This is a genomic window from Roseicella frigidaeris, assembly GCF_003258945.1.
Lineage (GTDB): Bacteria > Pseudomonadota > Alphaproteobacteria > Acetobacterales > Acetobacteraceae > Paracraurococcus > Paracraurococcus frigidaeris.
In genome coordinates this window covers 1-26808 of sequence record NZ_QLIX01000016.1, presented here as the reverse complement: position 1 = coordinate 26808, position 26808 = coordinate 1, and the positions used below count along the sequence as shown (strand labels likewise).

Sequence of the window (26808 nt, the reverse complement as noted above, 5' to 3'; positions counted from 1 at the left end):
CCCCGCCGGCGGGCCGGGCCGGCCCCGGCGGGGGCGGGCGGGGCCGGTCAGCGATAGACGAACTCCGCCCCGTCCAGGTCGATGGCCGGGAATTCGTCCTTCTCCTGCCAGTAATCCTGGGTGTGCTGCCATTCCCGCTTCTCGCCGCGCTTCGGCAGCAGGTGCATGCCGCGCATCAGGTAGCCGGGATTGAAGTTCTCCGGATCGATCCAGGGCAGGATGGCCATGTCGCGGTCCTCCGGCCGCAGCGCCACCTCGACGCGCCGGGCGCCCTTTTCCTTCATGTGCTTCAGCAGGCGGCAGACGAAATCCCCGACCAGATCCGCCCGCAAGGTCCAGCTCGCCCGGAAATAGCCGAAGACCCAGCAGAGATTCGGCACGCCGGTGAACATCATGCCGCGATAGGTAACGGTGTCGTGGAAGGCGAGCGGCTTGCCGTCAATGGCGAATTCGATGTCGCCGAGGACGTTGAGGTTGAAGCCGGTGGCGGTGACGATGAGGTCCGCCTCCAGATGCCTGCCGGATTTGAGCTGAAGGCCGGTCTCGTCGAAATGCTCGATCTCGTCGGTGACGACCGAGGCGCGGCCCTCCGCCACCGCCTGGAACAGGTCGGCATCCGGGACGAAGGCGATGCGCTGCCGCCAGGGCCGGTAGCTCGGGGTGAAATGCGTGGCGATGTCGTAGTCGGGGCCGAGGATGCTGCGCAGGTTGGCCAGCATCTCCTCCTTCACCTGCTCCGGCTCGGTGAAGCAGCGGTCGGTGAACTTCGCCTGCTCCAGCAGGATCTTGCGGCGGACGATCTCATGGATCCAGGTCTCGTCCACCTGCAGGGCGCGCAGCTCCTCGGCCAGCTCGATGGCGTTGCGGCCGGTGCGGAAATAGGTCGGCGAGCGCTGCAGCATGGTGACATGCGCCGCCTCGGGCATGTTCGGCACGATGGTCGCGGCGGTGGCGCCGGAGCCGATGACGACGACCCGCTTGCCCGCGTAGTCCAGCCCCTCCGGCCAGGCCTCGGGATGCACGATGGTGCCGCGGAAGCGGTCCATGCCGGGCCATTGCGGCGTGTAGCCCTCGGAATGCCGGTAATAGCCCTGGCACATCCAGAGGAAATTGGCGCTGATGACCACCGGCGCGCCGGTATCGGTGCGCGTCGCCTCGATGGTCCAGCGGTTCTCGGCGCTCGACCAGCTGGCGCTGCTGATGCGGTGGTTGTAGCGGATGTGGCGGCCGAGGTCGTTCTCCTCGATCACCTCGCCCATGTATTTGCGGATCTCATCGGCGGTCGCGATCGGCGTGCCGGTCCAGGGCTTGAAGCGGTAGCCGAAGGTGTGCAGGTCGCTGTCGGAGCGGATGCCGGGGTATTTGTGCGTCCACCAGGTGCCGCCATAGGTGGGCTCGGCCTCGAGCACGACGAAGCTGGTCCCCGGCATCTGCGTGGCCAGGTGGTAGGCGCCCCCCACGCCCGAGATGCCGGCCCCGACGATCAGCACGTCGAAATGCTCGGCCGCGCCGGCGCCGGATCGGCTGAAGGTAGCTGCCTCGGACATGAATTATCGTCTCCTGGACATTCTTGCGGCGGCCGTCGGCCGCTCTCCGGGCGGGAGTGTACCGCGCCGCAGCGCGGCGGAACACAGCGGACGCGCGCCCCTTCCCGGCTTGCGCCCGGCCATTTGGGCTGTATCGCTGCCCGCTGCGACGACGACGGGGAGGGTCCGGTCATGAAGCGGCGTGGCATCCTGGGGCTGGCGGCCGGCGCGGGGCTCGCCCAGTCCGCCCGGGCGCAGACGGCGGCGATCCGCGGCAGCGCCACCTATCTGGAGCGGATGGCCCTGCCTCCCGGGGCGGTGCTGGAGGTGGCGCTGCTCGACATCTCCCGCGCCGACGCCCCGGCCGAGACCATCGCCACGGTGCGCCTCCCGATCGCCGGCCAGGTGCCGGTCGGCTTCGTCCTGCCCTATGACCCGGCCCGCCTCCTGCCGCGCCACCGCTACGGGCTGCGGGCGAGCATCGAGGTCGAGGGGCAGCCGCTGTTCCGCACCGAGGGGGTCCGCGAGGTCTCCCTGCCGGGATCGGAGGCGCCGGTCGAGCTGCGCCTGCACCGGGCCGCCAGCGCGGCGCCCGGCCTGACCGGGCCCGATTGGGTGGTCGCCGAGATCGAGGGTCGGGCCGTGCCGCCGCAGCCCCCGGCCCGGCTGGCCTTCACCCCGGAGGGCCGGGTCGCCGGGACCGCCGGCTGCAACCGGATCGCCGGCGGCTACCGGCTGGCGGGGGAGTCGATCGCCCTCACCGGCCTCGCCTCCACCATGATGGCCTGCCCGCCGCCGCTCGATGCGCAGGAAGGGCGTTTCCTGCACGCCCTCGGCGCGGTGCGGCGCTGGCGGCGGGAAGGCGAGGCGCTGCTGCTGCTGGACGCCGGGAACCATGTGCTGGTCCGCCTGGCCCGGCCCTGAGGGAGCCCTGGGCTCCCGTCAGCGCGGCGTCTCGGCGGGCAGGCCGAAGGCGTCGGGATAGCCGAAGAGGCCGGCCTGGCCGCCGGTATGGAGGAAGACCACGTTCTCCTCCCTGCCGAACCGTCCCTGGCGGATCAGGTCGATCAGCCCGGCCATGCCCTTCCCGGAATAGACCGGGTCGAGCAGGATGCCCTCCTGCTCCGCCACCAGCCGCACCGCCGCGACCATGCCCTCGGTCGGGATGCCGTAGCCCTGGCCGACATAGTCGCAATTGGCGACCACATGCTCCGGCCGCAGCAGGCCCGGCAGGCCGAGATGCGCGAGCGTCCGCTCGGCGAGCGCCAGGACATTCGCCTCCTGCTTCGCCTTCGGGGCGCGGACGCCGATGCCGAGCACCGGGATGCCGCTGTTCAGCGCCACGAGGCCGGCCACCAGCCCGGCCTGGGTGCCGGCGCTGCCGGTGGCGTGCACCACATGGTCGATCCGCAGCCCCATGTCGGAGGCCTGGGTCACCAGCTCCTGCGCCGCGTTGACATAGCCGAGGGCGCCGATGGGGTTGGAGCCGCCGCCCGGGATGACATAGGGGCGGCGCCCCTCGGCCCGCATCGCCTCGGCCACCGCCTCCATCTCCGCCTGCATGTCGGCGCCGCCGGGGCGGCGGGAGAGGCTGGCGCCGTGCAGCTTGTCCATCAGCACGTTGCCGGAGGCGCTGTAGGCGGGATCGGCGTAGCCGGTGCGGTCCTCGAGCAGGATGTGGCAGGCGAGGCCGAGCTTCGCCGCGGCCGCCGCCGTCTGCCGGGCATGGTTGGACTGGGTCGCGCCCTGGGTGATGACGATGTCGGCGCCCTGGGCCAGGGCATCGGCCATCAGGAATTCCAGCTTGCGGGTCTTGTTGCCGCCGGTGGAGAGGCCGGTGCAGTCGTCGCGCTTGATCCAGAGCCTGGGCCCGCCCTTGGGCCCGCCGAGATGGCGCGTGAGGCGCTCCATGGGCTCAAGCGGCGTCGGCAGGTGGCCGAGGCGGATGCGCGGGAAGCGGGCGAGGTTCATGGCGGCGTGGTCCCCCGTGGCCGTTGGACGGCGGCGGAGGCTAGAGCAGATCCCGCCCAGGGGAAATCACCCCCCCGGGGCGAAGTTGCTCTGAAAACAACGGGCTATCAGGCAGGCACGCGGCCGGCCGGGCTCCCCGCGAAGACGCGGCGCGTCTCCGCGGAGAGGCGGGATCAGCCGAGCCGCATCCGCTCGGCGATCTGCACGGCGTTCAGCGCCGCGCCCTTCAGCAGCTGGTCGCCGCAGAGGAAGATATCGAGGCCATGGTCGCCGAAGACCGGGTTGGCGCGGATGCGCCCGGCCTCGACATCGTCCTGGCCGGTCGCGGTCAGCGGCATCGGGTAGCGCTGCTGCGCCGGGTCGTCCACGACCTTCACGCCGGCGGCCCGGGCCAGCACCGCGCGCGCCGCCTCCGGCGTCACCGGCCGCTCGGTCTCGATCGTCACCGCCTCGGCATGCACCCGGAAGGTCGGGATGCGGACCGCGGTGCAGGAGACCAGAAGATCGGGCAGGCCCATGATCTTCCGGCTCTCCCAGGCGACCTTCATCTCCTCGCGCGTGTAGCCATTGGGCTGGAAGCTGTCGATCTGCGGGATGACGTTGAAGGGCAGCGGATGGGCGAAGACGGCGTGGCCCGGCTGGCCGCCCTCGAGCAGCACGCGGCGGCTCTCCTGCTCCAGCTCGGCCATGCCCTCGGCGCCGGCGCCGCTCGCCGCCTGGTAGGTGGAGACGATCACCCGCTTCAGGCCGAAGGCCTGGCGCAGCGGCTCCAGCGCCACCACCAGGATGGCCGTGGTGCAATTCGGGTTGGCGATCAGCTTGTGGTCGCCGATCGCGTCCGCGTTCACCTCCGGCACCACCAGGGGCACGTCGGGCTCGAGCCGCAGGGCGGAGGAGTTGTCCACCACGGCCACGCCCTCGGCGGCCAATGCCCTGGCATGCGCCTTGGCGAAGTCGCCGGAGACGGCGAGCAGGGCGAGGTCCAGCCCCTTCGCGGCGGCGGGGGTGAATTCCTCGATCGCCACCTCGCCCCAGGGGGTCTGCTGCCTGGTGCCGGCGCTGCGGGCGGAGGCGAACAGTTTCAGGGTGGTGACCGGGAAGCGCCGCTTGCCCAGGACCTCCACCAGTTCCTTCCCGACCGCGCCCGTGGCACCGATCACGCCGACCCGCATGGCACCCTTTCCTTCATGGGGATGGCAGCGTGTAGCCCGGCCCGGCCGCCGCCGCCACCGCGGAGAGCGGATGGCTGCCCTGCCAGGCCCAAGAGCCTCCCCCCCCTCGGAGGCGCCCCTGGAGGCGCCCCTGGAGGCGCCCCCCTGCGGCAAGCGGGACCGGGCGCGGCGGACGCAACCGCGTTGACCCCGCCGCCTCCCCCTGCCATCTGCCCGGGCATGACCGCCGATCCATCCCTCCGCAGCGTCAAGGCCTGGCCCTTCGAGGAGGCCGCCAAGGTCGCCGACCGCCTGGCCGCCTCGCCCAAAGCCGCGGGGGCCCCGAGGGGAGCATTGTTCGAGACCGGCTACGGCCCCTCCGGCCTGCCGCATATCGGCACCTTCGGCGAGGTGGCCCGCACCACCTGGGTGCGCCGCGCCTTCGAGCGGATGACCGGCCTGCCCTCGCGGCTGCTTGCCTTCTCGGACGACATGGACGGGCTGCGGAAGGTGCCGGACAACGTCCCCAACAAGGCGATGCTGGCCGAGCACCTGGGCAAGCCGCTCACCGCCATCCCCGACCCCTTCGGGACGCATGACAGCTTCGGCGCCCACAACAACGCAAGGCTGCGGGCCTTCCTCGACGCCTTCGGGTTCGAGTATGAATTCGCCTCCTCCACCGATTATTATCGGGAGGGTCGCTTCGATGCGGCGCTGCTGCGCATGGCGGAACGGCACGAGGCGGTGCGGACGGTGATCCTGCCCACCCTCGGTCCGGAACGCCGGGCCACCTATTCGCCCTTCCTGCCCATCCATCCGGAGACGGGCGTGGTCATGCAGGTGCCGATGGAGGAGGTGCGGCCGGCGGAGGACCTGCTGGTCTGGACCGATCCGGCCACCGGGCAGCGGCACGGCACGCGCATCACCGGCGGGCATTGCAAGGCGCAGTGGAAGGCCGACTGGGCGCTGCGCTGGACCGCGCTCGGCGTCGATTACGAGATGTCGGGCAAGGACCTGATCGATTCCGTCCGGCTCTCCGGCCAGATCTGCCGCCTCCTCGGCGGCACCCCGCCGGCCGGCTTCACCTATGAGCTCTTCCTCGACGAGCACGGGCAGAAGATCAGCAAGTCCAAGGGCAACGGGCTGACCATCGAGGAATGGCTGCGCTATGCCCCGCCCGAGAGCCTGGCGCAGTTCATGTACCAGGCGCCGCAGCGGGCGAAGCGGCTGTTCTTCGACGTCATCCCCCGCGCCGCGGACGAGTACCTGGCGAATCTCGAGAAGCTGCGGGCGCAGCCCGAGCCGACCAACCCGGCCTTCCACATCCACAACGGCAGCAGCAACGATCCCGGCTCGCCGGTCTCCTTCGCCATGCTGCTCAACCTCGCCAGCGTGGTGAATGCCGAGGGGCCGGAGATCCTCTGGGGCTTCATCCGCCGCTACGCGCCCGAGGTGACGCCGGAGAGCCACCCGATGCTGGCGCGCATGGCGGAATATGCCGTCGCCTATTACCGCGACTTCGTCGCCCCGGCGAAGACCTTCCGCGCCCCGAGCGCGACCGAGCGGGCGGCGCTCGAGGACCTGCTGCAGGTGCTGCGCAGCCTGCCCGCCGACAGCGATGCCGAGGCGATCCAGGCGCTGCTCTACGAGGTCGGCAAGCGGCATCCCTTCGCCAGCCTGCGCGACTGGTTCTCCTGCCTCTACCAGCTGCTGCTCGGGCAGCAGGAGGGGCCGCGCTTCGGCGGCTTCGTCGCGCTCTACGGCATCCCCGGCACCATCGGGCTGATCGAGAGCGCGCTGGGCCGCGAGGCCTCGGCAGCGTGAGCGGCCCCAGCGCGAGCGGCCCCAGCGTGGGCGGCCCCCTGGCGCCGCCCTGCCCGCCCGGCGCGGCACGGGCATGACCAAGCGCTTCGCCTGGCTGCGGCGCAACGGCCCCGCCGTCTTCGGCGTGGCGCTGCTGGTCGGCGCCATCTACGTGGTGCAGCGCGAGTTCCGCACCCTCTCGGTCGCCGATATCCGCCAGGCCATGGCGGCCATCTCGCCGCTCGCCCTGTGGAAGGCGGCCGGGTGGACGGTGCTCGCCTACCTCGTGCTGGCCGTCTACGACAAGCTCGGCTCGCTCTATGCCGGGCGGCCGGTCTCCTGGCCGAAGAGCTTCCTCGCCTCCTTCTGCGGCTACAGCCTAGCGCACAATCTCGGCTTCGCCGCGGTCTCGGGCGCCGCGGTGCGCTACCGGCTCTATTCCGCCTGGGGGCTGACGCCGCTCGAGATCGCCAAGGTGGTCGGCTTCACCAGCCTCACCTTCGGCCTCGGCGGCATGGCGCTCGGCGGGCTGGTGCTGGTGCTGGAGCCGGAGGTGGTGCCCTGGCTCGGCAGCCACATGCCGCGCTGGGCGCTGCAGGCCATCGCCGTGCCGCTCTGGCTCATCGTCGGCACCTATGTGGTGCTGAGCCGGTTCAAGCAGCACATCCGCCTCTTCGGGCACCAGCTCGACCTGCCCGGCCCGCGCATGGCGCTGATGCAGACCGTGCTCGCCACCGTCGATGTCGCGGTGACGGCGGCGATCTTCTACACGCTGCTGCCGGAGGCCGCGGGGCTGACCTTCCTCCGCTTCGTCGGCATCTACCTGGCCGCCTATGCGGCGGGGATCGCGGCGCATGTGCCGGGCGGGCTCGGCGTCTTCGACGGCGCCATCCTGATCGGGCTGCAGCCCTATATGCCGGCGCCCGAGGTGATCGGGGCGCTGCTGGTCTTCCGGCTCTACTACTACATCATCCCGCTCTTCATCTCGGGCACGCTCTTCGTCGGCTTCGAGTTCGGCCAGCGACGGGCGGTGCTCGACCGGGTGACCGCGCTCGGCCGCGGCAGCGAGACGCTGGAGGTGCCGGCCATCGCCTCCCTCGTCGCCCTGGCCGGGGCGCTGCTGATCTTCCTCGGGGCGCTGCCGACCAAGGGCACGATCATCGAGGAATGGGCCGGGCATGCGGCGGCGCTGGCCTCGCATTTCGCCGCCTCGGTGGTCGGCTCGCTGCTGCTGGTGATGGCCTACGGGCTGCTGCGGCGGCTGACCATCGCCTGGGGCTTCACCCTCTTCCTGCTGGCCAACGGCGCGGCCATCGCCTGGGTGCGGGGCGAGGCCTGGTGGCTCTGGGGCGCCTTCCTGCTGCTCGGGGTGCTGGTCGCCAGCCTGCGCGCCGCCTTCTACCGCGACAGCCGGCTGGCGCGGGAGCCGCTCTCCTCCGAGGCGCTGGTGCCGCTCATGGCGGTCGCGGCCTGCGGCATCACCCTGGCGCTGGTCGCCTATGGCGGGCGGGTCTCCGAGGCCTCCTGGTGGGGGGTGGTGTTCAGCGAGCTGGCGCCGGACAGCCTGCGCTTCACCGTCGGCCTGACCGGCGTGCTGCTGCTGGTCGGCATGGTGCGGCTGCTGCGGCCGGCGCGGCTGCAGCCCCTGCCCTGGGACGCGGCGATTCGCTCGCGGCTGGCGGCGCTGGGTGCCCTGGCGCCGAGCGAGGCGGATGGCGCCATCCTCGGCGAGAATGAGCGCGCCGGCTTCGCCTTCCTCAAGCGCGACGGCGTCTGGCTGGCGCTCGGCGACCCGGGGGGCGAGCGGCGGGACGCCATCTCGGCCATCTGGCGCTTCCGCGACATGTGCGAGCGGGCCGGGGTGGATGCCGCCTTCTGGCGGGTGGGACGGGACTATCTCCGCGTCTATGCCGATATCGGCCTGCACGCGGTGCCGCTGCCGCCGCGCGAGGGCGAGGCCGGCAGCTATCTGGCGCTGCGGGCCGAGCGGGACCTCGAGAGCCTGCAGCCGTTGCTGCCGCCGGAGATGCGGCGGGGGGCGTCGCCCTCGCACAGCCGGGCCGCCTGATACGAACGGCCGTTGCTGATGACCCATCAACGGCCCCCTTGTAAGTCTTGCTCTACCGCATCTGGCTCGTGTTGTAGGGTGCCGGGTGCGGTGGCGGAGCGAAGGCCGCTGGCCCCGGGGTGTCCGAGCCCGTGTCTGAGCTTGGCCTGCCCTCGGGCGAGGCCTTCGCGGTCGGCCGCGACGCGGCCGGGCTCGAGGCCCTGCTCGCCCGCCTGGCGCCGCTCGCCCCCGGGCTGGTCGCCCTCGAGGCCACCAGTGGCTTCGAGACCGTGGTCGCGGCCAGCCTGCCGGTCGCGGTCGTCAACCCGGCCCAGATCCGCGCCTTCGCCCGGGCGCTGGGCCAGCGTGCCAAGACCGACCCGATCGACGCCGCGGTGATCGCCCGCTTCGCCGCCGCCACCCGGCCCGAAGCCCGCCCCCTGCCCGACGCCGCCACCCAGCGCCTCGCCGACCTCGTCGCCCGCCGCCGGCAGATCATCGCCATGATGGTCGCCGAGCGGCAGCGCCAGACGCGCTTCGCCGAGCGCCGCCTGCAGAAGAGCATCGCCCGCCTGCTCGAGGCCCTGCAGCGCGAGCTCTCCGAGGTCGAGGCCGAGATCGACCGCGACGTCCGCGGCAGCCCCGCCTGGCGCGAGGCCGAGGACCTGCTCGCCTCCGTCGCCGGCATCGGGCCAACCATCGCCCGCACCCTCATCGCCGAGATGCCCGAGCTCGGCAGCCTCGACCGCCGCCAGATCGCAGCCCTCGCCGGCCTCGCCCCCTGGACCCGTCAGTCCGGCCAGTGGCGGGGGCGCTCGCACATCGGCGGCGGCCGCGCCTCGGTCCGCGCCGCGCTGCACATGGGCGCCGTCACCGCCTCGCGGCACAACCCAACCCTCAAGGCCTTCCGTGACCGCCTCATCGCCGCAGGCAAGCCCAAGATGGTCGCCCTCGTCGCCGTCGCCCGAAAGCTCATCGTCCTCGCCAACGCACTCATCCGCGACAACAAATCCTACGCCCCAGCCTAAAAACACCACATTCACACAAAAGACAGTTGCTTGGCTGCGCCGCACTGGCGGCGCCCGTTCGGGCACTCGGCATGCATGAATCCTTCATGCCGTTGGTATGAGACGCGGCCCACCCTTGGCAGCCGCCCCCGCCATGCCATGCTCGCGGCATGGACGGAAACGCGCCGGCTCCGGCGGGCCCCCACCCGACGGCGCCGGCCGCACCGCGGCACGCCACCCTGGTCATCGGCCTCGCCGTCGCCGCGGTCGGCCTCGCCACCACCCTGCCGCTGCCGCTCTACGGGGCCTTCGCGGCCAGCGGCGGCGGCGCCGGTGGCCTCGCCCTCGCCTTCGCCTGCTACGCCGCGACGGTGATGCTGAGCGCGCCGCTGCTCGGCCCGCTGCCCGACCGGATCGGCCGCCGGCCCTGCGTCCTGCTCGGCATCGCCTTCGCCGCCCTCTCCACCCTGGTGCTGAGCCTGGCGCCCGGCCTGCCCGGCCTCGCCCTGGCGCGCACCGCGCAGGGCATCGCCATGGGCTGCGTCGCCGGCGCCGCGACGGCCTGGGCGGCCGAGCTCGGCGGCGGCGGTGCGGCGGGCGGGGCGCGGGCGGCGCGGATGACCGCCGCGGCCACCATCGGCAGCTTCGCGACCGGCGGCCTGCTAACCCTGCTGGCGCAGCTCGCCCGGCCCCTGGACGATCCGCCGCTCACCTTCGGCCTGCATCTCGGCTTCGCCCTGCTGCTGCTCGCCCTGGTCGCCCGGCTGCCGGAGACGCGACGCCCGCGGCCCGGCGCGCCGCGCAGCCCCTGGCTGCGCCGGCCGGCCTTCCCGCCCGGCACCTGGCCGACCACGCTGGCCATCCTGCCCGGCTGGGGCACCACCGGCACGGTGCTGACCAGCGTGCCGGCGGTGCTGGCGGCGGCCGGGCTGCCGCGCGCCGGGCCGGTGGCGGCCTGCGTCATGATGGCGCTCGGCGTGCTGGCGCAGCTGGCGCAACGCCGGCTGCCGCCGCGCCGTGCGGTCGCCTTCGGGCTGCTGCTGCTGGTCGGCGCCGCCGCCCTCGCCTTCTGGGGCACCGCGGCACGCTCGCCCTGGCTGCTGCTGCCGGGCGGCGCGGCGGTCGGCGTCGCGGTCTATGCCTTCATCTATGCCGGCGGCCTCGCCGCGGCCTCGGCGGCGGCCAGCGGCGAGGATCGGGCCCGCGCCGTCGCCGGCTATTTCGTGGTGGCGCATCTCGGCTTCGGCGCCGGGCCGCTCGCCGTCGGCCTGGCGGTGGATGCCTTCGGCACGGGCCCGGCGCTGGCGGCGGCCTGGCTGGCGGTCGCCCTCTCGGCCGCCGCGCTGCTGCCGCGGCTGCGGGACGGCGCCGCTACTTCTCGCACCGGATGAAGACCGTGCTGCGCGCCGCCACCTCGCCGATATCGGCCGCGCCGCGCTCGGCGCCGCGGCTCTCGGCGAGCTGCGGCGGCACCCCGGCGCGTTGCAGGAAGGCGAGCGCCGCCTCGCCCTTCACCGCGAAATTGATGTTCTGCGGGATGTCGCCCGTCGCCTTGGCGATCCGCTGGGCATTCAGCTTGGAGACGACGACGCCGACCACATGGCCCTGCATGTCGAGCATCGGCCCGCCGGAATTGCCCGGCTGCACCGGCGCGCTCACCTGGAACTGGCTGCGGTTGTCGGCGAGGCCGGCGAGGCCGTTGATCTCGCCCCGGGTCAGCACGGAATCCGAGAGGATGCCGGCCAGCGGGTAGCCATAGACCACCACCCCCTCGCCGCGCCGCACCGCCGGGGCGCTGCGGAAGGCGAGCGCCGGGCCGGGCAGGCCGGGCACCGCCAGCAGGGCGAGGTCGAGCGCCTCGTCCACCCGCGCCGGCGGCACCGCGCCGAGCCAGCGGTTGTCCGGCGCCCGCACCACGATGCGGTCGCAACCATCGATGACATGGTGGTTGGTCATCACCCGGTCGGGCGCGACGAGGAAGCCGGTGCCGGTGGCGACGCGCCGGGCATTGGGGTTCGGCCGCTGCTCCTTCACCTGCGGCGGCGGCTGCACCGGCACGGGCAGCGGCGCCGCCGGCCGGGCGGCGGCCTGCAGCTCCACCTCGCGGTCGGCGCAGATGTCCTGGTCGCGCAGCACGCTCTCGCGGCCATCGGCCAGCACCAGGCGCAGGTCGAAGCGGCAGCCCGCGCCCTCGGCCGGGCGGATGTTGAAGCCGCGATCCGGCCGCAGCGGCCGCTCCGGGTCGAGCAGGTTGCGGCCCCAGTCGTTGCCGGCGCCGCGCGGGCTGCGCACGGCGTTCAGCTCGCGCGCATCGGCGCCGGTGCGGTTCATGACATGGAAGGTCTCGCCCGGCGGCAGCCCGGTCTGCGCCAGGGCGGCAGTGGTGGCACCAGTGGCGGTGGCGAGGAGCAGCAGGGCGGCGAGCGAAGGGGAGCGCGGCATGGCGCGCCCTCTCCCCGGATCATGCCCGGCTGTCAATCACGGCACCGGCCGTCGCCCCCCTCTGGCGCGAAGCGGCTCGCCGCCAGGGTCAGCGCCGCCTGCAACGCGGCGGCGGGACCGGCGCCGCGGGCCCCCATCGGCTGCGGCACGGCCTGCCAGCGCCCGGGGAAGGCGGCATCGAGCGCCGGGCCGAGCACGGCGGCGACGCCGCGGCCGATGACGACGACATGCGCCGGCGCCAGGGCGGGCAGCCGCGCCGCATGGTAGCGGTGCCAGCTCGCGCGGAGCGCCAGGGCCTGCAGCCGCGGCGCCGCCCGCGCCCCGCCCGGCCCGGCCAGCGCCACCAGAGAGGCATCGGTCAGCCAGATGCCGCGCGCCCGCAGCCCGCGCAGCAGCGCCGCCTTGGCCGCCAGCCGGGCGGCGAGGTCCGGCAGCGCGGCGCGGCCCGGCATCGGGCAGCCCGCCAGGCCGGCCAGCAGCCGCCAGTATTGCGGCGTGCCGGCATTGGCCGGGCCGGCCGCCGCCGCGCCGGCGGGCAGCAGCGCCGGCTCGCCATAGGCGGGGCAGTAGAGATGCCGGACGAAGCCCGCCGGCCGCGGCCAGCCGGGCGACGGGAGCGGCGTCAGGGCCAGCTCGGCGGCCGAGGTCGCCATATGGCTCTCGGCCAGCAGCAGCAGCCGCACCCGCGGCGGCCGCCAGGCTTCCCGCCAGGCCTCCGCCGCCAGCGCCGCCGCCGGGGGCTCGGCCGGCGCCAGGCCGGGGGGCATGGCGCGCAAGGCCGCCAGCAGGTCGGGGGACGCGGCGTCGGGCACGCCGCCCAGATGGGGCCGCCGGGCGCGGCGGCGAGGGTGGGCCGCGGTCACGATCCCCGGTCGCCCGGCCCCGATGCGGGGGGGGCCTTGACCCTCCCATGATGGGAGACCCCACATACCGTCCAGCCATGCCCGAAGCCCCCCTCGCCCCCGCCCCGACATCGACCCGCTCCCTGCCGATCGCCGGCATGACCTGCGCCGCCTGCGCCACGCGGGTGCAGCGCGCCCTGGCCAGGGTGCCGGGCGTCGAGGCGGCCTCGGTCAACGCCGCCAGCGAGCGGGCCGAGATCACGGGCACCGCCCCGCTGCCCGAGCTCGTCGCGGCGGTGGCGCGGGCCGGCTACGCCGTGCCGGAGACCACGCTCAGCCTCGGCATCGCCGGCATGACCTGCGCCACCTGCGCGCTCCGCGTCGAGAAGGCGCTGCGCCGCGTGCCGGGCGTGCTGGAGGCGAGCGTGAACCTCGCCACCGAGACGGCGCGCCTCCGCCTGCTGGCCGGGACGGAGGAGGCGGCGCTCGCCGACGCGATCCGCCGCGCGGGCTACGAGGTCCGCTCGGCGGCGGCGGACACGGCGACGGCGGCCGCGCCGGGCGGGCGGGAGCGGCGCGACCTGATCCTCGCCGCCCTCCTCGCCGCGCCCTTCCTCATCGGCATGCTCGGCATGGGCCTCGGGCGCGACTGGATGCCGCATCCCTGGGTTCAGCTCGCCCTCGCCGCGCCGGTGCAATTCTGGCTTGGCGCCCGCTTCTACCGCGCCGGCTGGGCGGCGCTGCACGCCGGCACCGGCAACATGGACCTGCTGGTCGCGCTCGGCACCACGGCGGCCTTCGGCCTCTCGCTCTGGATGCTGGCGACGCACGGCCCGGCGGCCGGGCACCACCTCTATTTCGAGGCCAGCGCCACCGTCATCCTCTTCATCCTGCTCGGCAAATGGCTGGAGGCGCGGGCCCGGCGGGCGACCGGCGCGGCGATCCGCGCCCTGCTCGAGCTGCGGCCGCGCACCGCGCGGCGCCTCACCGCCGCCGGCATCGAGGAGGAGGTGCCGGCCATCGCCCTCGCCGCCGGCGACCGCGTGGTGGTCCGCCCGGGCGAGCGCATCCCGGCCGATGGCAGGGTGATCGAGGGCCAGGCGGGGGTCGACGAGAGCGCCCTGACCGGCGAGAGCCGGGCCGTCGAGAAGGAGAAGGGCGCCCGGGTCTCGACCGGCACCATCGCCCTCGACGGGCGGCTGGTGATCGCGGCCGAGGCGGTGGGGCAGGAGACGGTGCTGGCCCGCGTCGCCGCCCTGGTCGCCGCGGCGCAGGCCAGCCGGGCGCCGGTGCAGCGGCTGGTGGACCGGGTGAGCGCGGTCTTCGTCCCGGTCGTCATCGGCATCGCCCTGCTCACCCTGCTCGGCTGGTGGCTCGCCGGGGCGGGGGTGGAGACGGCGCTGCTGCATGCCGTCGCCGTGCTGGTCATCTCCTGCCCCTGCGCCCTCGGCCTCGCCACGCCCGCCGCCATCATGGCCGGCACCGGCGCCGCGGCGCGGGCCGGCATCCTGATCCGCGACGCCGAGGCGATCGAGCGGGCGCAGGGGATCACGCTGGTCGCCTTCGACAAGACCGGCACGCTGAGCGAGGGCAAGCCGCGCCTCGCCGCCCTGCACCCGGCGGCGGGCGTCACGCGGGAGGAGGCGTTGCCCCTGGCCGCGGCGCTGCAATCCGGCAGCGAGCACCCCTTGGCCCGCGCCGTGCTCGCCGCGTCTGCCGGGACGCCGCCTGCCGCCGCGGATTTCCGCGCCCTGCCCGGCCGCGGCGTCGCCGGGCGGGTGGCGGGGCGCGCCCTGCTGCTCGGCAGCCCGCGCGCCCTGCGGGAATCGGGCGCCGATCCCGGGCCGCTCGCCGCCGCCGCCGCGGCCGAGGAGGGGCTGGGCCGCAGCCTTGCCTGGCTGGTCGAGACCGCGCCGGCGCCGCGGGTCCTCGCCCTCCTCGCCTTCGAGGACGCGCCGAAGCCGGGGGCCGCGGCGGCCATCGCCGGCCTCAGGGCGCTCGGCCTGAAGCCGGCGATGCTGACCGGCGACAGCCGCGCCGCGGCCGCCTCCCTCGCCGCCCGGCTCGGTCTCGAGGATGTCGCCGCCGAGGTGCTGCCGGCCGACAAGGCGGCGCGCGTCGCCGCCTGGCGGCAGGCCGGGGAGCGCGTCGCCATGGTCGGCGACGGCGTCAACGACGCGCCGGCCCTGGCCGCCGCCGAGCTCGGCATCGCCATGGGCACCGGGACCGACGTGGCGATCGAGGCCGCCGGCATCACCCTGCTGCGCGGCGACCCGGCGCTGGTGCCGGCGGCGATCGCGGTGACGCGGCGGACCCTGCGCAAGATCCGGCAGAACCTCGCCTGGGCCTTCGGCTACAACCTGCTCGGCCTGCCGCTGGCGGCCGCCGGGCTGCTCTCGCCGGTGGTGGCCGGGGCGGCGATGGCGCTCTCCTCGGTCTCGGTGCTGGCCAATGCGCTGCTGCTGGCACGCTGGCGCCCGGACGGGAGGGATGCGGCATGAGCCGCCCGGCGGTGACGATCGGCGAGGCGTCGCGGGCGACCGGCGTCTCGGAGAAGATGATCCGGCACTACGAGGCGATCGGGCTGCTGCATCCGGCGCGGCAGGCGAATGGCTACCGGCGCTATGCCGAGCCCGAGCTGGCCGCGCTGCGCTTCATCCGCCATGCCCGCGACCTCGCCTTCCCGCTCGAGGACATCCGCCGGCTGCTGGCGCTCTGGCACGACCGCGGCCGGGCCAGCGCCGAGGTGCGGCGCCTGGCGCTGGCGCATGTCGCGGCGCTGGAGGAGAAGGCGCGGGTGCTGCAATCGGTGGCGAACAGCCTGAAGCACCTGGCGGCGCATTGCCACGGCGATGCCCGCCCGGACTGCCCCATTCTGGACGAGTTGGAAGGACGCCAGGGATGATCGAGCTGAAGGTCGAAGGCATGAGCTGCGGGCACTGCGTGCGGGCGGTGACCGAGGCGATCCGGGGCGCGGACCCGAAGGCCGAGGTGGCGGTCGATCTCGCGGCCGGGCTGGTCCGGGCCGAGACCAGCCTGCCCGCCGCCCGCGTCGCGGCGCTGATCGAGGAGGAGGGCTACAAGGTCGCCGCCTGACGCTTCCACAACCTAAATGTCACAGGTCCCACCCGATCCAACAACGCTTAGTTTCATTTCGCTGGACAGACTCTCTCGCTATCGCAATCATTCCTTCACATGATTGACCGGTGGATCTCCACCAGCGCGCGAGGTGCGGTGTGCAGCAGGCGGAATGGTGGCGCGGCGCGGTCCTCTACCAGGTCTATCCCCGCAGCTTCGCGGATTCGGATGGCGACGGCATCGGCGACCTGCCGGGCCTGCTCGGGCGCCTGGACCACATCGCCCGGCTCGGCGTGGACGGGATCTGGCTCTGCCCGGTCTATGCCTCGCCGCAGCGGGATTTCGGCTACGACGTCGCGGACCACTGCGCGATCGACCCGGCCTTCGGCTCGCTGGCGGATTTCGACCGGGTGCTGCAGGCGGCGCATGCGCGCGGGCTGAAGCTGCTGGTCGACCTGGTGGGCGGGCATACCTCGGACCAGCATCCCTGGTTCGCCGCCAGCCGCCGCAGCCGCAGCGGCCCCATGGCCGACTGGTATGTCTGGGCCGACCCGGCGCCGGACGGCATGCCGCCCAACAACTGGCTCAGCGTCTTCGGCGGCAGCGCCTGGAGCTGGGAGCCGCGCCGGCGGCAGTATTTCCTGCACCATTTCCTGCCCTCGCAGCCCACGCTGAACCTGCAAACCCCGCAGGCGATGGAGGCGCTGCTCGACATCGCGCGCTTCTGGCTCGACCGCGGCGTGGACGGCTTCCGCCTCGATGCCGTCGATTTCCTGACGCATGACCTGGCGCTGCGCAGCAACCCGGCGGCGCCGGCGCCGGGCGGTCAGGTGCCGGCCAAGCTCTTCGCCCTGCAGCGGCACGACCACGACATGATCCAGCCCGCCAGCCTGGGCGTGCTGCGGCGGATCCGGGCGCTGCTCGACGAGTATCCGGGCACGGTGGCGCTCGGCGAGGTCTCCTCGCAGGACGGCGCCTTCGACCGCATCGCCGCCTATACCGGCGCGCCCGACCTGCTGCACATGGCCTATACGCTGCGGCCGCTGCGGCACGGCTTCGACCGGCCGACGCTCGAGGCGCTGCTGCGCGACGCCATCGCCGCCACCGCCCGCGGCTGGCCCTGCTGGTCCTTCTCCAACCACGATGTCGAGCGCGCCGCCACGCGCTGGGCGCCGGGCGGCCGGGCCGATGGCCGCTTCACCCGGCTGCTGCTCGCCCTGCTCCTCACCCTGCCGGGCAGCGCCTGCCTCTACCAGGGCGAGGAGCTCGGCCTGCCCGAGGCGCAGTTGCAGGAGGACGAGATCCGCGACCCCTTCGGCATCGCCTACTGGCCGGAGTTCAAGGGCCGCGACGGCAGCCGCACGCCGATGCCCTGGACCGGCGGCGAGCGCTTCGCCGGCTTCACCGAGGCCTGGTCCTGCCCCTGGCTGCCGGTGCCGGCGGCGCATCGCGCGCTGGCCGTCGATGCCCAGGAGCGCGACCCCCACAGCCTGCTGCGATTCACCCGCGCCCTGCTCTGGCTGCGGCGCGACGAGCCGGCGCTGCGGCGAGGCGAGACGAGCCCGCTCGACCTGCCGGCGCCGCTCCTCGGCTTCCGGCGGGAGGCGGCGGGGCGGCGCGTGGACCTCGTCTTCAACCTCTCCGGCGAGCCCGCCGCGCTGCCGCCCGGCCTCGTCGGGGGACGCTGCGGGCTCGGCGGCTTCGGCGCGCCGGACGGGGTGCTGCCGGCGCATGGCTTCGCCCTGCTGGTCCCGGCCACGGCGCCGGTGCGCGACCTCGCCCCGGCGAAATAGGCGCCTCCTTCCTTTTGCCACCTTTCCCCCCGAAGCTGCCGCGGCGGAATCGCGGAAGGAGGGCGTGCCGGAGATGACGCGGAGATCAGCAGCCCAGGGCCCGCGCCGCCTCGCCCTGGCGGCGCTGGCGGCCTTGCTCGCCGCCCCGCTGGCCACGGCGCCGGCCGCGGCGCAGCGCAACACGCAGTGCCAGACCGAGTTCGGGATCTGCGCCACCGCGCCGGCCCCGCCCGGCTCGCTCTGCTTCTGCACCTTCCAGGGGCGGCAGGATGCCGGGAAGGTGGTGGTGCCGCTCGGCCTCGGGCCGGGTGGGCCGAATGCGGTCAGCCCGACCTGCCGCAGCTTCAGCGGCCTCTGCCAGGTGCCGGCCTCGGCGGTCGGCAGCTTTTGCAGCTGCAACGGCGAGAGCGGGCAGATCATCCCGCAATAGGCGTGCCCCCGCGGAGCCGCGGAGCGGCTTTGCGGGGCGCCCTAGGCTCCTGTTTTCAGAGCCTCTTCACCCGACCAGGTGAGTCCGCCTGATCGGGATCTTCCCTAATTCACCGCCTCGTCCGGCGCCACGCCCCAGACCTCGGAGCGGCGGATCCAGCCGCGATAGTCGCCGACCCGCGCCTCGCACCAGGCGCTCTCCGCCTCGCAGCGCCGGATCGTGCCGATGACGCCGGGCTTCAGCCGGGCGACCGGCGCCGCCTCCGGCTCCGGCCGGCTGCGCAGCACCCGCTCCTCGCCCTGCACGAGGAAGCTGCGGCGCGAGGTCAGCAGCGGCCGCTGCACCCAGCCCTCGGTCCCCTCCGGATCGCGGATGCGGCGCCAGTTCTCGTGCTCCTCCACGATCTGCACCGGCAGGTCCTTGCGCTGGTAGGTCCACTCGATCTTGTAGCGGAGATCGGGGCCGATCCGCAGGTTCACCTGGTTGGAGCCGAGCGCGGCGAAGCGCGGCAGCGGCAGGCCGGTGGCCGGGCCGAGGCTCGGCCGCGGCGGCGCGGCCGGCACCGGCGCGGGCAGGGCGACGGCGGCCGCGCCCGCGGCGACCCCCGCGGCGGTGGCCGCCGCCGCCGCCGGGGCTGGCTTGCGGCGGGCCGCGGCGGCGGGGGTGGCCGGCTTGGCGGCGGTGCTGCCGGGCTTCGGCTGGACCGTCGGCGTCGCATGCGCCGGGGGCTTCTCGGCGGGCTTCTCCGCCACGGGGGCGGCGCGGCGGTCGGCGGGCTTCTCCGGCGGCGCGGCGGGCCGTGCCGCGGCCTTTTCGGGCGCCTTCTCCGGCTTCGCCTCCGCTGCCTTCGCAGCGGCCGGCGGCCGGGGCCGCGCCGCCTCGGGCGCGGCCGGTGGCGTCGGGGCGGCCGTTGGGGCCACCGGCGCGGCGGCGCGCGGCGGCGGCAGCGACCCCGCCTGGCCGAGGCTGCTCTGCCCGAAGGCCGGCGAGGCAAGGAGGAGGAGGGCGGGAAGCGCGGCGCGGAGGGGGCGGGTCACGGCATCGACATGCCAAGCCCGGCCGCTCCGGGTCAAGCAGGACCCTTCACCATCCGGTGATCTTCAGCCACGTGACGCGCCCGGCGGGCCGTCAGAGGGTCACGATCTGCCCCTCGCCGATGGCGGCGAGCAAGGTGACGACGCCCGCCACCTCCACCCCGGGCTGCAAGGCCTCGGGCGGGATGGCCTCGGCGCGCAGCCCGGCCTCGCAGGCGATGCGGCGGATGCCGAGCTCCTCGGCGGCGGCCAGCAGCTCGGCGATGCCGGCGACGCCGCGGGCCGCCAGCAGCGCCTCGCGCGGCTCCTGCGGCAGCGGCGCCGCGGCGAGGAAGAGGCGGCAGCCGGCATTGCTGGCGAACAGCGTCACCGCGCGCCCGAGCGCCGCCGCGCCGGTGGCCAGCACCAGCGCGTAATGCGCCCGCTCATGCCCGCCCGAGAGCAGCAGGATGCCGAGCGGCGGCGCCTTCCCGGCCATGCGCGGTCAGGCCAGGCTGCAGGCGAGCGGCGCCGCCGCGCGATGCGCCGAGAGGTCGCGAATCGTGGCCGCCTCGCCGCAGAGCGCGCAGCCCGGGTCGCGCCGCAACCGCACCGTGCGGAAGCGCATGTCGAGCGCATCCCAGAGCAGCAGCCGCCCGGCCATGCCCTCGCCGATGCCGAGGATCTCCTTCAGCACCTCGGTCGCCTGCAAGCTGCCCATCACGCCGGTGACGGCGCCGAGCACCCCGGCCTCGGAGCAGCTCGGCACCAGCCCGGGCGGCGGCGGCTCCGGATGCAGGCAGCGCTGGCAGGGGAAGGGCGGGCCGAGATGCGACTTGTAAGTGGAGAGCTGCCCCTCGAAGCGCAGCACCGCCGCCGAGACCAAGGGCCGGCCGAGCAGGTGGCAGGCATCGCCGAGCAGGAAGCGGGTCTCGAAATTGTCGGTGCCGTCGCAGACGATGTCGTAGCGCGGGATCAGGTCCCGCGCCGTATCGGCGTCGAGGCGGGTCGCATGCACCTCCACCCGCACCTCGGGGTTGAGCCCCGCCAGCGTCTCGGCGGCGCTCTCGGCCTTGTTGCGGCCGAGCCGGGCGGTGCTGTGGATCACCTGCCGTTGCAGGTTGGACAGCTCCAGCGCGTCGTGGTCGACGAGGCCGAGCGTGCCGATGCCGGCCGCGGCGAGGTAGAGGGCGAGCGGCGCGCCGAGCCCGCCGGCGCCGATGATCAGCACCCGCGCGGCGCGCAGCTTCGCCTGGCCGATGGCGCCGACATCCTGCAGCAGGATGTGCCGCGAATAGCGTTGCAGCTCGGCTTCGGTGAAATCGAGGTCCATGGCAACGATATGGGGTCTCATACGGAGCGCAGGAAGGTTTCACCTTCCTGCCCCTCAATCGCCGGGCGCAAACCTCCGGTTCGCTTGGCTTCGCCGCACGTGCGGCGGCGCCCGTTCGGGCGCTCGGCCCTGCGGGCCGTGGGGAGAAACCATGTGCACGCCGGTATCAGCCGACGGGCGCTACCGGTGCCCGGTCGAGCCGAAGCCGCCGGCGCCGCGCTCGGAGGGGGCGGTGAACTCCTCCACCACCGCGAAATCCGGCCGCAGCACCGGCACGAAGAGAAGCTGCGCGAAGCGGTCGCCGGGGGCGAGGCGGATCGGCGGCGTGCCCGGCCCGTTGCGGTTCCAGGCGCTGACCATGATGGGGCCGGTATAGTCGGGGTCGATCAGCCCGACGAGGTTGCCCATCACCAGCCCCTGCCGGTGCCCCAGGCCGGAGCGCGGCAGCACCAGCGCGGCGAGGCCGGGATCGGCCATGTGCAGGGCGAAGCCGGCCGAGATCAGCGCCGGCGGCGCGCCGGGGGCGAGCTCGACCGGCGCCTCGAGGCAGGCATGCAGGTCGATCGCCGCCGCCATGGCGGATTGATAGCGCGGCAGCCCCCAGCCGCGCAGCCGCTCGTCCAGGATCTTCAGCTCGACCGCCGGCATCGCCGCCCCTTCCCTGCTCCGGCAGGCGTTGCGCCCGGAATCGCGGCGCCGGTCAAGCCCCGGCGCAGTCCGCCTCGAACAGGATGGCCTGCAGCCGCATGCGGGCCGGCTCCGGCCCGAATTCCGCGCGGAACCCAGCCAGCACGGCGTCCATCACTCGCTCCGGCTCGCCGCCGCGCGCGCGGATCAGGCCGAGGAAGGGGGTGCCGAAGACCACCGCCCGGGCGAAGCCGGCGAGATCGGGAATCGCCACCTCCCGCGGCAGGATGTCGATCCGCAGCCCGCCGAAGCCGGCCGCCTGCAACGCCTCCCGGATCGGGTCGATGCGGTGGTAGCCATGCGGCACGGCGAAGAAGGCCGGCGGGTCGGCCGGGAAGAGGGCGCCCGCCACGGCATCGGCGATGCGGCCATAGGCATTCTGCCCGAGCCCGTCCCAGACGCTGAACAGGTACCGTCCGCCCTGCGTCAGCACCCGCCGCGCCTCGCGGAAGGCGGCGGGCCTGTCGGGGAAGAACATGACCCCGAACTGGCAGGCGAGCACGTCGAAGGCGCCGTCCGGGAAGGGCAGCGCCATGGCGTCGGCCGGCTGGAACGCCACCGCCTCCGCCGCGCCGAATTTGCCCTCGGCCAGGGCGAGCATCGGCGGATGGAGGTCGGTGGCGATGAGCTGCGCCGCCGGCGGCAGCAGGTCGCGCAGGCGGCGCGTGACGATGCCGGTGCCGGCCGCCGTCTCCAGCACGCGCAGGGGCCGCAGCGCGGCGACGCGCTGCGCCAGCAGCTCGGCATAGTCGGCGAAGAGGCACGGGCCCAGGCCGCGGTCGTACTGCTCGGGGATGCTGCCGGTGAAGCCGGCCGGGTCGTCGGTCATCCGCCCTCGCCCTTCCACGCTGCCGGCGGCAGGCTCCGCCCCGGCGGGCCGGCCGGTCAATGCGGTGGCGCACGCCCCTCGGGCGCCTGTCCCCGCAGCCGGCCGAGGCGCAGGAAATCGATCGCGTGCCGGGTGCTGCCGTCGCCGGTGGCGAGGTCCGCCAGCACCTCCCCCACCACGCTGCAGAATTTGTAGCCATGGCCGGAGCAGGGCGAGGCCAGCACCACCTGGGGATGCGCCGGATGGTGGTCGAGCAGGAAATGCTCGTCCGGCGTGTTGGTGAAGATGCAGGCGCGCAGCGCCATGGTCGGGCCGGTGCCCTGCGGGAAGTAGCGTGCCGCGAAGGCGCGCAGCAGCGCCTCGTCCTCGGCATCCACCTCGCGGCGCATGGACTCGGCGGGCATGGTCTCGCCCCGGTGGTGGTAGCGGCCGAATTTGAAGCCCGGCACCTCGACCACCGGGAAGCCGTAATAGCGCCCCTCCTCCGTTTCCAGGTTGAAGACCGGGAAGCGCTCCGGGGTGAAGAGATCGGGCGCCTGCGGCTGCAGCCAGGCCAGCACCTGCCGCTCCGGCACGGCGAGGCCCTGCAGCAGCGGCGCCAGATCGGCCATCCAGGCGCCGGCGGCCAGCACCAGCCGCCCGGCCTCGTAGCGGGCGCGATCGGTGGTGACGACCACGCCCTCGCCGCCCGGTCGCGCCTCCCAGCCCAGCACCCGCTCGCGGGCATGGATCTCGGCGCCCGCCGCCTGGGCGGCGCGGACATGCGCGACGACGGCGCGCTCGCTCATCACATAGCCGCCCTCGGGCTGGAAGACGCAGCGCAGGCCGGGCGGCAGGGCGTAGCCGGGATGCCGCTCGTTCACCTCGGCGCCGGTCAGCACCGCATGCGGCAGGCCGTGCAGCCGGGCCGAGGCGAGCGCGCCCTGGAAGACCTCGCCCTCCTCCGGCCCGCCATCGAGCGAGCCATGGGTGTGCAGCACCCGCTCCCCGGTCGCCGCCTCCAGCTCCCGCCACAGCGCATAGGCGCGGCGGAGCAGCGGCACATAGGCCGGGTCCTCGTAATAGGGCAGGCGGATGATGCGGGTGACGCCATGCGAGGAGCCCATGGCGTGCGGGATGTCGAAGCGCTCGATCCCGAGCACGCGCTGGCCGCGCCGGGCGAGCTGCCAGGCCGCGGCGCTGCCCATGCCGCCGATGCCGATGATGATGACGTCATAGGCCATGGCTCTCCCCCCTCGCCCGCCCGCTCAGCCGAGCGCCGCGGCGATCCGCGCCGCGAGCCGCGTCGCCACCTCGTCCTTCGGCAGCTCCGGCCAGTCCTCGACGCCCTCGGCGGTGACGATGTGGACGGTGTTGCGCGCCCCGCCCATCACCTCGCCCGAGACGTCGTTGGCGACGATCCAGTCGCAGCCCTTGCGCCGCCGCTTCTCGATTGCGTGCTGCACCACCTGCTCGGTCTCGGCGGCGAAGCCCACCACCAGCCCCGGCCGCTGCGGGTGATGCGCGATGGTCGCCAGGATGTCCGGGTTCAGCGCCATCTCCAGCACCGGCGCGCCGGCCCCCGGCGCCTTCTTCATCTTCTGCGCCGCCGCCCGCGCCACCCGCCAGTCGGCGACGGCGGCCGCCATGACGGCGATCTCGGCCGGCAGCGCCGCCTCGCAGGCGGCCAGCATCTCGCGCGCGGATTCGACGCGGCGGGTGACCAGGCCCGGCGGGTCGGGCAGCGCGGTCGGGCCGCTCACCAGCGTCACCCGGGCCCCGAGCGCGGCGAGCGCGGCGGCGATGGCATAGCCCTGCCGGCCGCTGCTGCGGTTGGCGATGTAGCGCACGGGGTCGATCGGCTCATGCGTCGGCCCGGCGGTGACCAGCGCGTGCCGCCCGGCAAGCGGCTGCGCGCCAGGCCGAAGCAGCGCCGCGACGGCCGCGAGGATCTCCTCCGGCTCGGCGAGGCGCCCCGGCCCGCTCTCCGGCTCGGCCATGGCGCCCATCCCCGGGCCGACCACCCGCACGCCGCGCGCGGCCAGCCGCGCCATGTTGTCCCGCGTCGCCGGATGCTCCCACATCGCCGGGTTCATCGCCGGGGCGACGAGGACGGGCGCGCGCGTCGCCAGCAGCACGGTGGCCGCGAGGTCGTCCGCCCGCCCCTGCGCCATCCGCGCCAGCAGGTCGGCCGAGGCGGGCGCCACCAGGACGAGGTCGGGCAGCCGCGCCAGGCGGATATGGCCGATCTCCGCCTCGGCGGCCCAGAGATCGTCATGCACCCGCTGCCCGGTGAGGCCGGCCAGCGCCTCCTTTGTCACGAAGCGGGCGCCGCCGGCGGTGAGGATGGCGGTCACCGAGGCGCCCGCCTTGCGCAGCAGGCGCACCAGCTCGAGCGCCTTGTAGGCGGCGATGCTGCCCGAGACGACGAGCAGGATGCGGCGGTCGGTCAGCATCGGCGCGCGATCAGACCGGCCGCTCGCCCTTGACCGTCACCCGGTTGCCGTAGCGCCGGTGCGGCCAGTAGTCCCACATCGCCCGGTGCTGGGCGCAGCGGTTGTCCCAGAAGGCGACCGAGTTCGGCTGCCAGCGGAAGCGGCACTGGAACAGCGGGTTCTCCATGTGCTGGTAGAGATAGGCGAGGATGCCGTCGCTCTCGTCGCGCGGGATGCCGAGGATATGCGTCGTGAAGCCGCGGTTCACGTAGAGCGCCTTCCGCCCCGTCACCGGATGCGTCCGCACCACCGGATGCACCGCCTTCGGGTAGCTCGGCTTGTCGGCCACGCCCTCCCTGGCGAACATGCCGCGATAGACATGCTCGCCGCTATGCTCGGCGGCGAGGCCCTCCAGATAGGCCTTCATCCGGTCGGACAGCGCGTCATAGGCCGCATACATGCTGGCGAAGAGCGTGTCGCCGCCGGCGGGCGGGCATTCGCGGATGTAGAGGATGCTGCCCATCGGCGGGTATTCGTCGCAGGAGACGTCGGAATGCCAGCCCTCGCCATTGGCGCGGACCGAATTCTCGTCGGCCTTGATGACCATCAGCTCCGGATGCCCCGGCTCGTGCGGCGCCGCCGGGTGCAGGTGCAGCTCGCCGAATGTCCGGCCGAAATCGAGATGCTGCCGCTGCGTCATCCGCTGGTCGCGGAAGAAGATGACCAGGTGCTCGGCCAACGCCCGGTGGATCTCCTCCATCTGATGGTTGGTCGGCGCGGCCAGGTCGACGCCGCCGATCTCGGCGCCGATCAGCGGGGTCAGGCGGTCGATGCGGATGGTCTCGTAGGGCTGGCCGGCCTCGTGCCGGGCCCGGATGCGCGGACCGTTGAAGGCGCTGAGCGAGGACATGGCGTTGCTCCTTCCGTGTCGTTCCTTGCCGGGCCGGGCGCGGCGGCCAGCCGGAGTCAGGCCCGCAGCCTATCGCCAACCGGCATCGCTGGACACCGGGGCCCGTGCAGCGCCCGGCTTGGGGGCCCCGGCCCGGCGCCCAACTCGGCGCCGGAGGTCGCCGCCTCCCTCGCCCCCCGCGCTCGGTCACCACCCCGGTCGCCATGGGGCTGAACGCGCCGGCGACGGCACTGCTGCTACCGCTGCCCGGCACCGGCGCTGGCGGGCGGTTGATCACGCCGGCCGGAACGCCCGGCACCGGCGCGGCGTCGAAGGGGGGAACAGGAGGAGGGCAGCATGGCCATCATTCGACGCCTGATGGAGGACCGCATCCGCGAGCGGGCCTATCACCTCTGGGAGGCGGAGGGCCGGCCGGAGGGGCGGGCCGAGGCGCATTGGGCGCTGGCCAGCCGCCTCGAGGCGGAGAGCGAGGCCGAGCTCGACGAGATGGGCCGCGAGAGCTTCCCGGCCAGCGACCCGCCGGGCAACACGCCGCAGACCGGCATCGGCCGCGGCTGAGGCGGCGGTTTCCGCGGCCGGGCGAAGGGTTCTATGACGGATCCCGAGGAGGACGCCGCATGCCCGTCTACGCCCTGAACGAGGTCGCGCCGCGCCTGCCGCCGCCAGGCCGCTACTGGGTGGCGCCGGACGCCCATGTCATCGGCCGGGTGACGCTCGGCGAGGATGTCGGGGTCTGGTTCGGCGCCGTCATCCGCGGCGACAACGACGCCATGACGATCGGCGCCCGCAGCAACATCCAGGAGGGGGTGATGCTGCATTCCGATGCCGGGACGCCGCTGACCGTGGGCGCGGAGGTGACGGTCGGCCACCATGCCATCCTGCATGGCTGCACGGTCGGCGATTGCTCGCTGATCGGCATGGGGGCGACGGTGCTGAACCGGGCGCGGATCGGCCGCTTCTGCATCGTCGGCGCCAATGCGCTGGTGACCGAGGGCAAGGAATTCCCCGACTACTCGCTCATCGTCGGCAGCCCGGCCAGGCTGGCGCGGACCCTCGATCCCGGCATCGAGGCCGAGCTGCGCCGCTCCGCCGCGCATTACGTGGCGAAGTGGCAGGCCTTCGCCGCCGGGTTGCGGGTGGTGGGCTGACCCCTCGCCGGGGACCGGCATCCGCCATGGCGGATGCCGGTGCCTGGCCTCGCCCCGCGAATCCTGCCAGGCGGTCCCTGTAGGCCGTCTTCCCGCATCCGCTTTCCGGGGTCCGGTTGGCAAGGCGCGGCCGGCGGCACGCCAGGGCGCCGGCCGGCACCGCCGTCGATCGACCCGTTCCATCGCCGCCGGCATCGCCTTGTAACCAAGTGTTGCGATTGCGTCGCACTCGCATTAAAGCGAGTTATCCGATGACGGCGCGACGCAAGGACGGCTTCCGCATTGGCTGTGTCCATGAATGTTGGCCCACCAGTGCTGACGAATTCTGGCCCACCTGCCGCTTCTGACCGCCCTGGCCGGGCCGCGGCCCGGCCAGGGCGGTCA

General features: G+C 74.2%; 25 protein-coding genes. 12 read left to right on the top strand and 13 right to left on the bottom strand.

Annotated elements, in window-relative coordinates; translation table 11 throughout:
- Positions 1–47 precede the first annotated feature (47 nt).
- Positions 48–1547 carry a flavin-containing monooxygenase gene (locus DOO78_RS18210; protein ID WP_111471299.1) on the bottom strand — a complete coding sequence of 500 codons (1500 nt, stop codon included), beginning with the start codon at positions 1545–1547 and terminating at the stop codon, positions 48–50.
- A 171-nt stretch (positions 1548–1718) separates the two neighbouring features.
- On the opposite strand from DOO78_RS18210, the gene DOO78_RS27115 reads away from it, so the two are divergent.
- Positions 1719–2450 carry an META domain-containing protein gene (locus DOO78_RS27115; protein WP_165838964.1) on the top strand — a complete coding sequence of 244 codons (732 nt, stop codon included), beginning with the start codon at positions 1719–1721 and terminating at the stop codon, positions 2448–2450.
- Between the two features lie 18 nt (positions 2451–2468).
- Here DOO78_RS27115 and cuyA read toward each other — a convergent pair whose 3' ends face one another.
- Positions 2469–3497, bottom strand: coding sequence for a D-cysteate sulfo-lyase (cuyA, locus tag DOO78_RS18200; RefSeq protein WP_111471298.1), 1029 nt, complete (start codon positions 3495–3497; stop codon positions 2469–2471).
- Between the two features lie 173 nt (positions 3498–3670).
- Positions 3671–4669 carry an aspartate-semialdehyde dehydrogenase gene (locus tag DOO78_RS18195; RefSeq protein ID WP_111471297.1) on the bottom strand — a complete coding sequence of 333 codons (999 nt, stop codon included), beginning with the start codon at positions 4667–4669 and terminating at the stop codon, positions 3671–3673.
- Between the two features lie 219 nt (positions 4670–4888).
- Between DOO78_RS18195 and DOO78_RS18190 the strand changes: the two genes are divergently transcribed.
- The 4 genes from DOO78_RS18190 (at position 4889) to DOO78_RS18175 (ending at position 10896) form a co-directional block, all read left to right on the top strand.
- A complete protein-coding gene (locus DOO78_RS18190; RefSeq protein WP_111471296.1) occupies positions 4889–6472 on the top strand; it encodes a lysine--tRNA ligase in 1584 nt (527 codons plus the stop codon).
- A 73-nt stretch (positions 6473–6545) separates the two neighbouring features.
- Positions 6546–8519 (top strand): lysylphosphatidylglycerol synthase domain-containing protein, encoded by a 1974-nt coding sequence (locus DOO78_RS18185; protein ID WP_111471295.1) that lies wholly within the window; start codon positions 6546–6548, stop codon positions 8517–8519.
- 131 nt (positions 8520–8650) lie between these two features.
- The gene (locus DOO78_RS18180; RefSeq protein WP_408887581.1) at positions 8651–9526 is read left to right on the top strand and encodes an IS110 family RNA-guided transposase; all 876 of its coding nucleotides are present in this window, start codon (positions 8651–8653) and stop codon (positions 9524–9526) included.
- Between the two features lie 149 nt (positions 9527–9675).
- Positions 9676–10896, top strand: a complete 1221-nt coding sequence (locus DOO78_RS18175; RefSeq protein WP_111471293.1) for an MFS transporter — start codon at positions 9676–9678, stop codon at positions 10894–10896.
- On the opposite strand, the gene DOO78_RS18170 is transcribed toward DOO78_RS18175, so the two are convergent.
- Positions 10877–11947 (bottom strand): trypsin-like peptidase domain-containing protein, encoded by a 1071-nt coding sequence (locus tag DOO78_RS18170; protein ID WP_111471292.1) that lies wholly within the window; start codon positions 11945–11947, stop codon positions 10877–10879. The two genes, DOO78_RS18175 and DOO78_RS18170, sit on opposite strands and share 20 nt — an antisense overlap.
- Before the next feature lie 32 nt (positions 11948–11979).
- Positions 11980–12759 carry a hypothetical protein gene (locus DOO78_RS18165; RefSeq protein WP_128080085.1) on the bottom strand — a complete coding sequence of 260 codons (780 nt, stop codon included), beginning with the start codon at positions 12757–12759 and terminating at the stop codon, positions 11980–11982.
- A gap of 128 nt (positions 12760–12887) precedes the next feature.
- Here DOO78_RS18165 and DOO78_RS18160 point away from each other — a divergent pair, with 128 nt between their 5' ends.
- The 5 genes from DOO78_RS18160 to DOO78_RS18140 all read left to right on the top strand — a co-directional run bounded on the left by DOO78_RS18160 (position 12888) and on the right by DOO78_RS18140 (position 18090).
- Complete coding sequence (locus tag DOO78_RS18160; protein ID WP_111471290.1) at positions 12888–15290, top strand: heavy metal translocating P-type ATPase; 2403 nt, start codon at positions 12888–12890, stop codon at positions 15288–15290.
- Positions 15287–15694 carry a MerR family transcriptional regulator gene (locus DOO78_RS18155; protein ID WP_111471289.1) on the top strand — a complete coding sequence of 136 codons (408 nt, stop codon included), beginning with the start codon at positions 15287–15289 and terminating at the stop codon, positions 15692–15694. Before DOO78_RS18160 ends, DOO78_RS18155 begins: the two co-directional genes overlap by 4 nt.
- The gene (locus DOO78_RS18150) at positions 15691–15885 is read left to right on the top strand and encodes a heavy-metal-associated domain-containing protein (protein ID WP_111471288.1); all 195 of its coding nucleotides are present in this window, start codon (positions 15691–15693) and stop codon (positions 15883–15885) included. The genes DOO78_RS18155 and DOO78_RS18150 overlap by 4 nt, the downstream gene beginning before the upstream one ends.
- A 110-nt stretch (positions 15886–15995) precedes the next feature.
- Positions 15996–17660, top strand: coding sequence for an alpha-glucosidase (locus DOO78_RS18145; protein WP_243634591.1), 1665 nt, complete (start codon positions 15996–15998; stop codon positions 17658–17660).
- Between the two features lie 73 nt (positions 17661–17733).
- Positions 17734–18090: a hypothetical protein gene (locus DOO78_RS18140; protein WP_111471286.1), complete on the top strand. Its 357-nt coding sequence runs from the start codon at positions 17734–17736 to the stop codon at positions 18088–18090.
- A gap of 104 nt (positions 18091–18194) precedes the next feature.
- Here DOO78_RS18140 and DOO78_RS18135 read toward each other — a convergent pair whose 3' ends face one another.
- The 8 genes from DOO78_RS18135 to DOO78_RS18100 form a co-directional block, all read right to left on the bottom strand.
- Positions 18195–19127, bottom strand: coding sequence for an SH3 domain-containing protein (locus DOO78_RS18135; protein WP_128080084.1), 933 nt, complete (start codon positions 19125–19127; stop codon positions 18195–18197).
- 91 nt (positions 19128–19218) lie between these two features.
- Positions 19219–19602 (bottom strand): DsrE family protein, encoded by a 384-nt coding sequence (locus tag DOO78_RS18130; RefSeq protein ID WP_111471284.1) that lies wholly within the window; start codon positions 19600–19602, stop codon positions 19219–19221.
- Between the two features lie 6 nt (positions 19603–19608).
- A complete protein-coding gene (locus tag DOO78_RS18125) occupies positions 19609–20436 on the bottom strand; it encodes a HesA/MoeB/ThiF family protein (protein WP_111471283.1) in 828 nt (275 codons plus the stop codon).
- A 180-nt stretch (positions 20437–20616) separates the two neighbouring features.
- The gene (gene dut / locus DOO78_RS18120; protein ID WP_111471282.1) at positions 20617–21084 is read right to left on the bottom strand and encodes a dUTP diphosphatase; all 468 of its coding nucleotides are present in this window, start codon (positions 21082–21084) and stop codon (positions 20617–20619) included.
- Between the two features lie 52 nt (positions 21085–21136).
- Positions 21137–21952 (bottom strand): class I SAM-dependent methyltransferase, encoded by an 816-nt coding sequence (locus tag DOO78_RS18115; RefSeq protein WP_111471281.1) that lies wholly within the window; start codon positions 21950–21952, stop codon positions 21137–21139.
- Positions 21953–22008: 56 nt separating this feature from the next.
- On the bottom strand, positions 22009–23175 hold the full coding sequence (gene solA, locus DOO78_RS18110) for an N-methyl-L-tryptophan oxidase (protein WP_111471280.1): 1167 nt from the start codon (positions 23173–23175) through the stop codon (positions 22009–22011).
- Positions 23176–23199: 24 nt separating this feature from the next.
- On the bottom strand, positions 23200–24387 hold the full coding sequence (coaBC, locus tag DOO78_RS18105; RefSeq protein ID WP_111471279.1) for a bifunctional phosphopantothenoylcysteine decarboxylase/phosphopantothenate--cysteine ligase CoaBC: 1188 nt from the start codon (positions 24385–24387) through the stop codon (positions 23200–23202).
- Between the two features lie 10 nt (positions 24388–24397).
- Positions 24398–25276 (bottom strand): TauD/TfdA dioxygenase family protein, encoded by an 879-nt coding sequence (locus DOO78_RS18100; protein ID WP_111471278.1) that lies wholly within the window; start codon positions 25274–25276, stop codon positions 24398–24400.
- A gap of 336 nt (positions 25277–25612) precedes the next feature.
- Here DOO78_RS18100 and DOO78_RS18095 point away from each other — a divergent pair, with 336 nt between their 5' ends.
- The gene (locus tag DOO78_RS18095) at positions 25613–25834 is read left to right on the top strand and encodes a DUF2934 domain-containing protein (RefSeq protein WP_111471277.1); all 222 of its coding nucleotides are present in this window, start codon (positions 25613–25615) and stop codon (positions 25832–25834) included.
- Positions 25835–25893: 59 nt separating this feature from the next.
- A complete protein-coding gene (locus tag DOO78_RS18090; protein ID WP_111471276.1) occupies positions 25894–26424 on the top strand; it encodes a gamma carbonic anhydrase family protein in 531 nt (176 codons plus the stop codon).
- Positions 26425–26808: the final 384 nt, after the last annotated feature.

Excerpts from the sequence above, each read along its gene's own strand:
- DOO78_RS18210 (WP_111471299.1), bottom strand. The coding sequence starts at position 1,547 with ATGTCCGAGGCAGCTACCTTCAGCCGATCCGGCGCCGGCGCGGCCGAG.
- DOO78_RS27115 (WP_165838964.1), top strand. The coding sequence starts at position 1,719 with ATGAAGCGGCGTGGCATCCTGGGGCTGGCGGCCGGCGCGGGGCTCGCC.
- cuyA (WP_111471298.1), bottom strand. The coding sequence starts at position 3,497 with ATGAACCTCGCCCGCTTCCCGCGCATCCGCCTCGGCCACCTGCCGACG.
- DOO78_RS18195 (WP_111471297.1), bottom strand. The coding sequence starts at position 4,669 with ATGCGGGTCGGCGTGATCGGTGCCACGGGCGCGGTCGGGAAGGAACTG.
- DOO78_RS18190 (WP_111471296.1), top strand. The coding sequence starts at position 4,889 with ATGACCGCCGATCCATCCCTCCGCAGCGTCAAGGCCTGGCCCTTCGAG.
- DOO78_RS18185 (WP_111471295.1), top strand. The coding sequence starts at position 6,546 with ATGACCAAGCGCTTCGCCTGGCTGCGGCGCAACGGCCCCGCCGTCTTC.
- DOO78_RS18175 (WP_111471293.1), top strand. The coding sequence starts at position 9,676 with ATGGACGGAAACGCGCCGGCTCCGGCGGGCCCCCACCCGACGGCGCCG.
- DOO78_RS18170 (WP_111471292.1), bottom strand. The coding sequence starts at position 11,947 with ATGCCGCGCTCCCCTTCGCTCGCCGCCCTGCTGCTCCTCGCCACCGCC.
- DOO78_RS18160 (WP_111471290.1), top strand. The coding sequence starts at position 12,888 with ATGCCCGAAGCCCCCCTCGCCCCCGCCCCGACATCGACCCGCTCCCTG.
- DOO78_RS18155 (WP_111471289.1), top strand. The coding sequence starts at position 15,287 with ATGAGCCGCCCGGCGGTGACGATCGGCGAGGCGTCGCGGGCGACCGGC.
- DOO78_RS18150 (WP_111471288.1), top strand. The coding sequence starts at position 15,691 with ATGATCGAGCTGAAGGTCGAAGGCATGAGCTGCGGGCACTGCGTGCGG.
- DOO78_RS18140 (WP_111471286.1), top strand. The coding sequence starts at position 17,734 with ATGACGCGGAGATCAGCAGCCCAGGGCCCGCGCCGCCTCGCCCTGGCG.
- DOO78_RS18130 (WP_111471284.1), bottom strand. The coding sequence starts at position 19,602 with ATGGCCGGGAAGGCGCCGCCGCTCGGCATCCTGCTGCTCTCGGGCGGG.
- DOO78_RS18125 (WP_111471283.1), bottom strand. The coding sequence starts at position 20,436 with ATGGACCTCGATTTCACCGAAGCCGAGCTGCAACGCTATTCGCGGCAC.
- dut (WP_111471282.1), bottom strand. The coding sequence starts at position 21,084 with ATGCCGGCGGTCGAGCTGAAGATCCTGGACGAGCGGCTGCGCGGCTGG.
- DOO78_RS18115 (WP_111471281.1), bottom strand. The coding sequence starts at position 21,952 with ATGACCGACGACCCGGCCGGCTTCACCGGCAGCATCCCCGAGCAGTAC.
- solA (WP_111471280.1), bottom strand. The coding sequence starts at position 23,175 with ATGGCCTATGACGTCATCATCATCGGCATCGGCGGCATGGGCAGCGCC.
- coaBC (WP_111471279.1), bottom strand. The coding sequence starts at position 24,387 with ATGCTGACCGACCGCCGCATCCTGCTCGTCGTCTCGGGCAGCATCGCC.
- DOO78_RS18100 (WP_111471278.1), bottom strand. The coding sequence starts at position 25,276 with ATGTCCTCGCTCAGCGCCTTCAACGGTCCGCGCATCCGGGCCCGGCAC.
- DOO78_RS18095 (WP_111471277.1), top strand. The coding sequence starts at position 25,613 with ATGGCCATCATTCGACGCCTGATGGAGGACCGCATCCGCGAGCGGGCC.
- DOO78_RS18090 (WP_111471276.1), top strand. The coding sequence starts at position 25,894 with ATGCCCGTCTACGCCCTGAACGAGGTCGCGCCGCGCCTGCCGCCGCCA.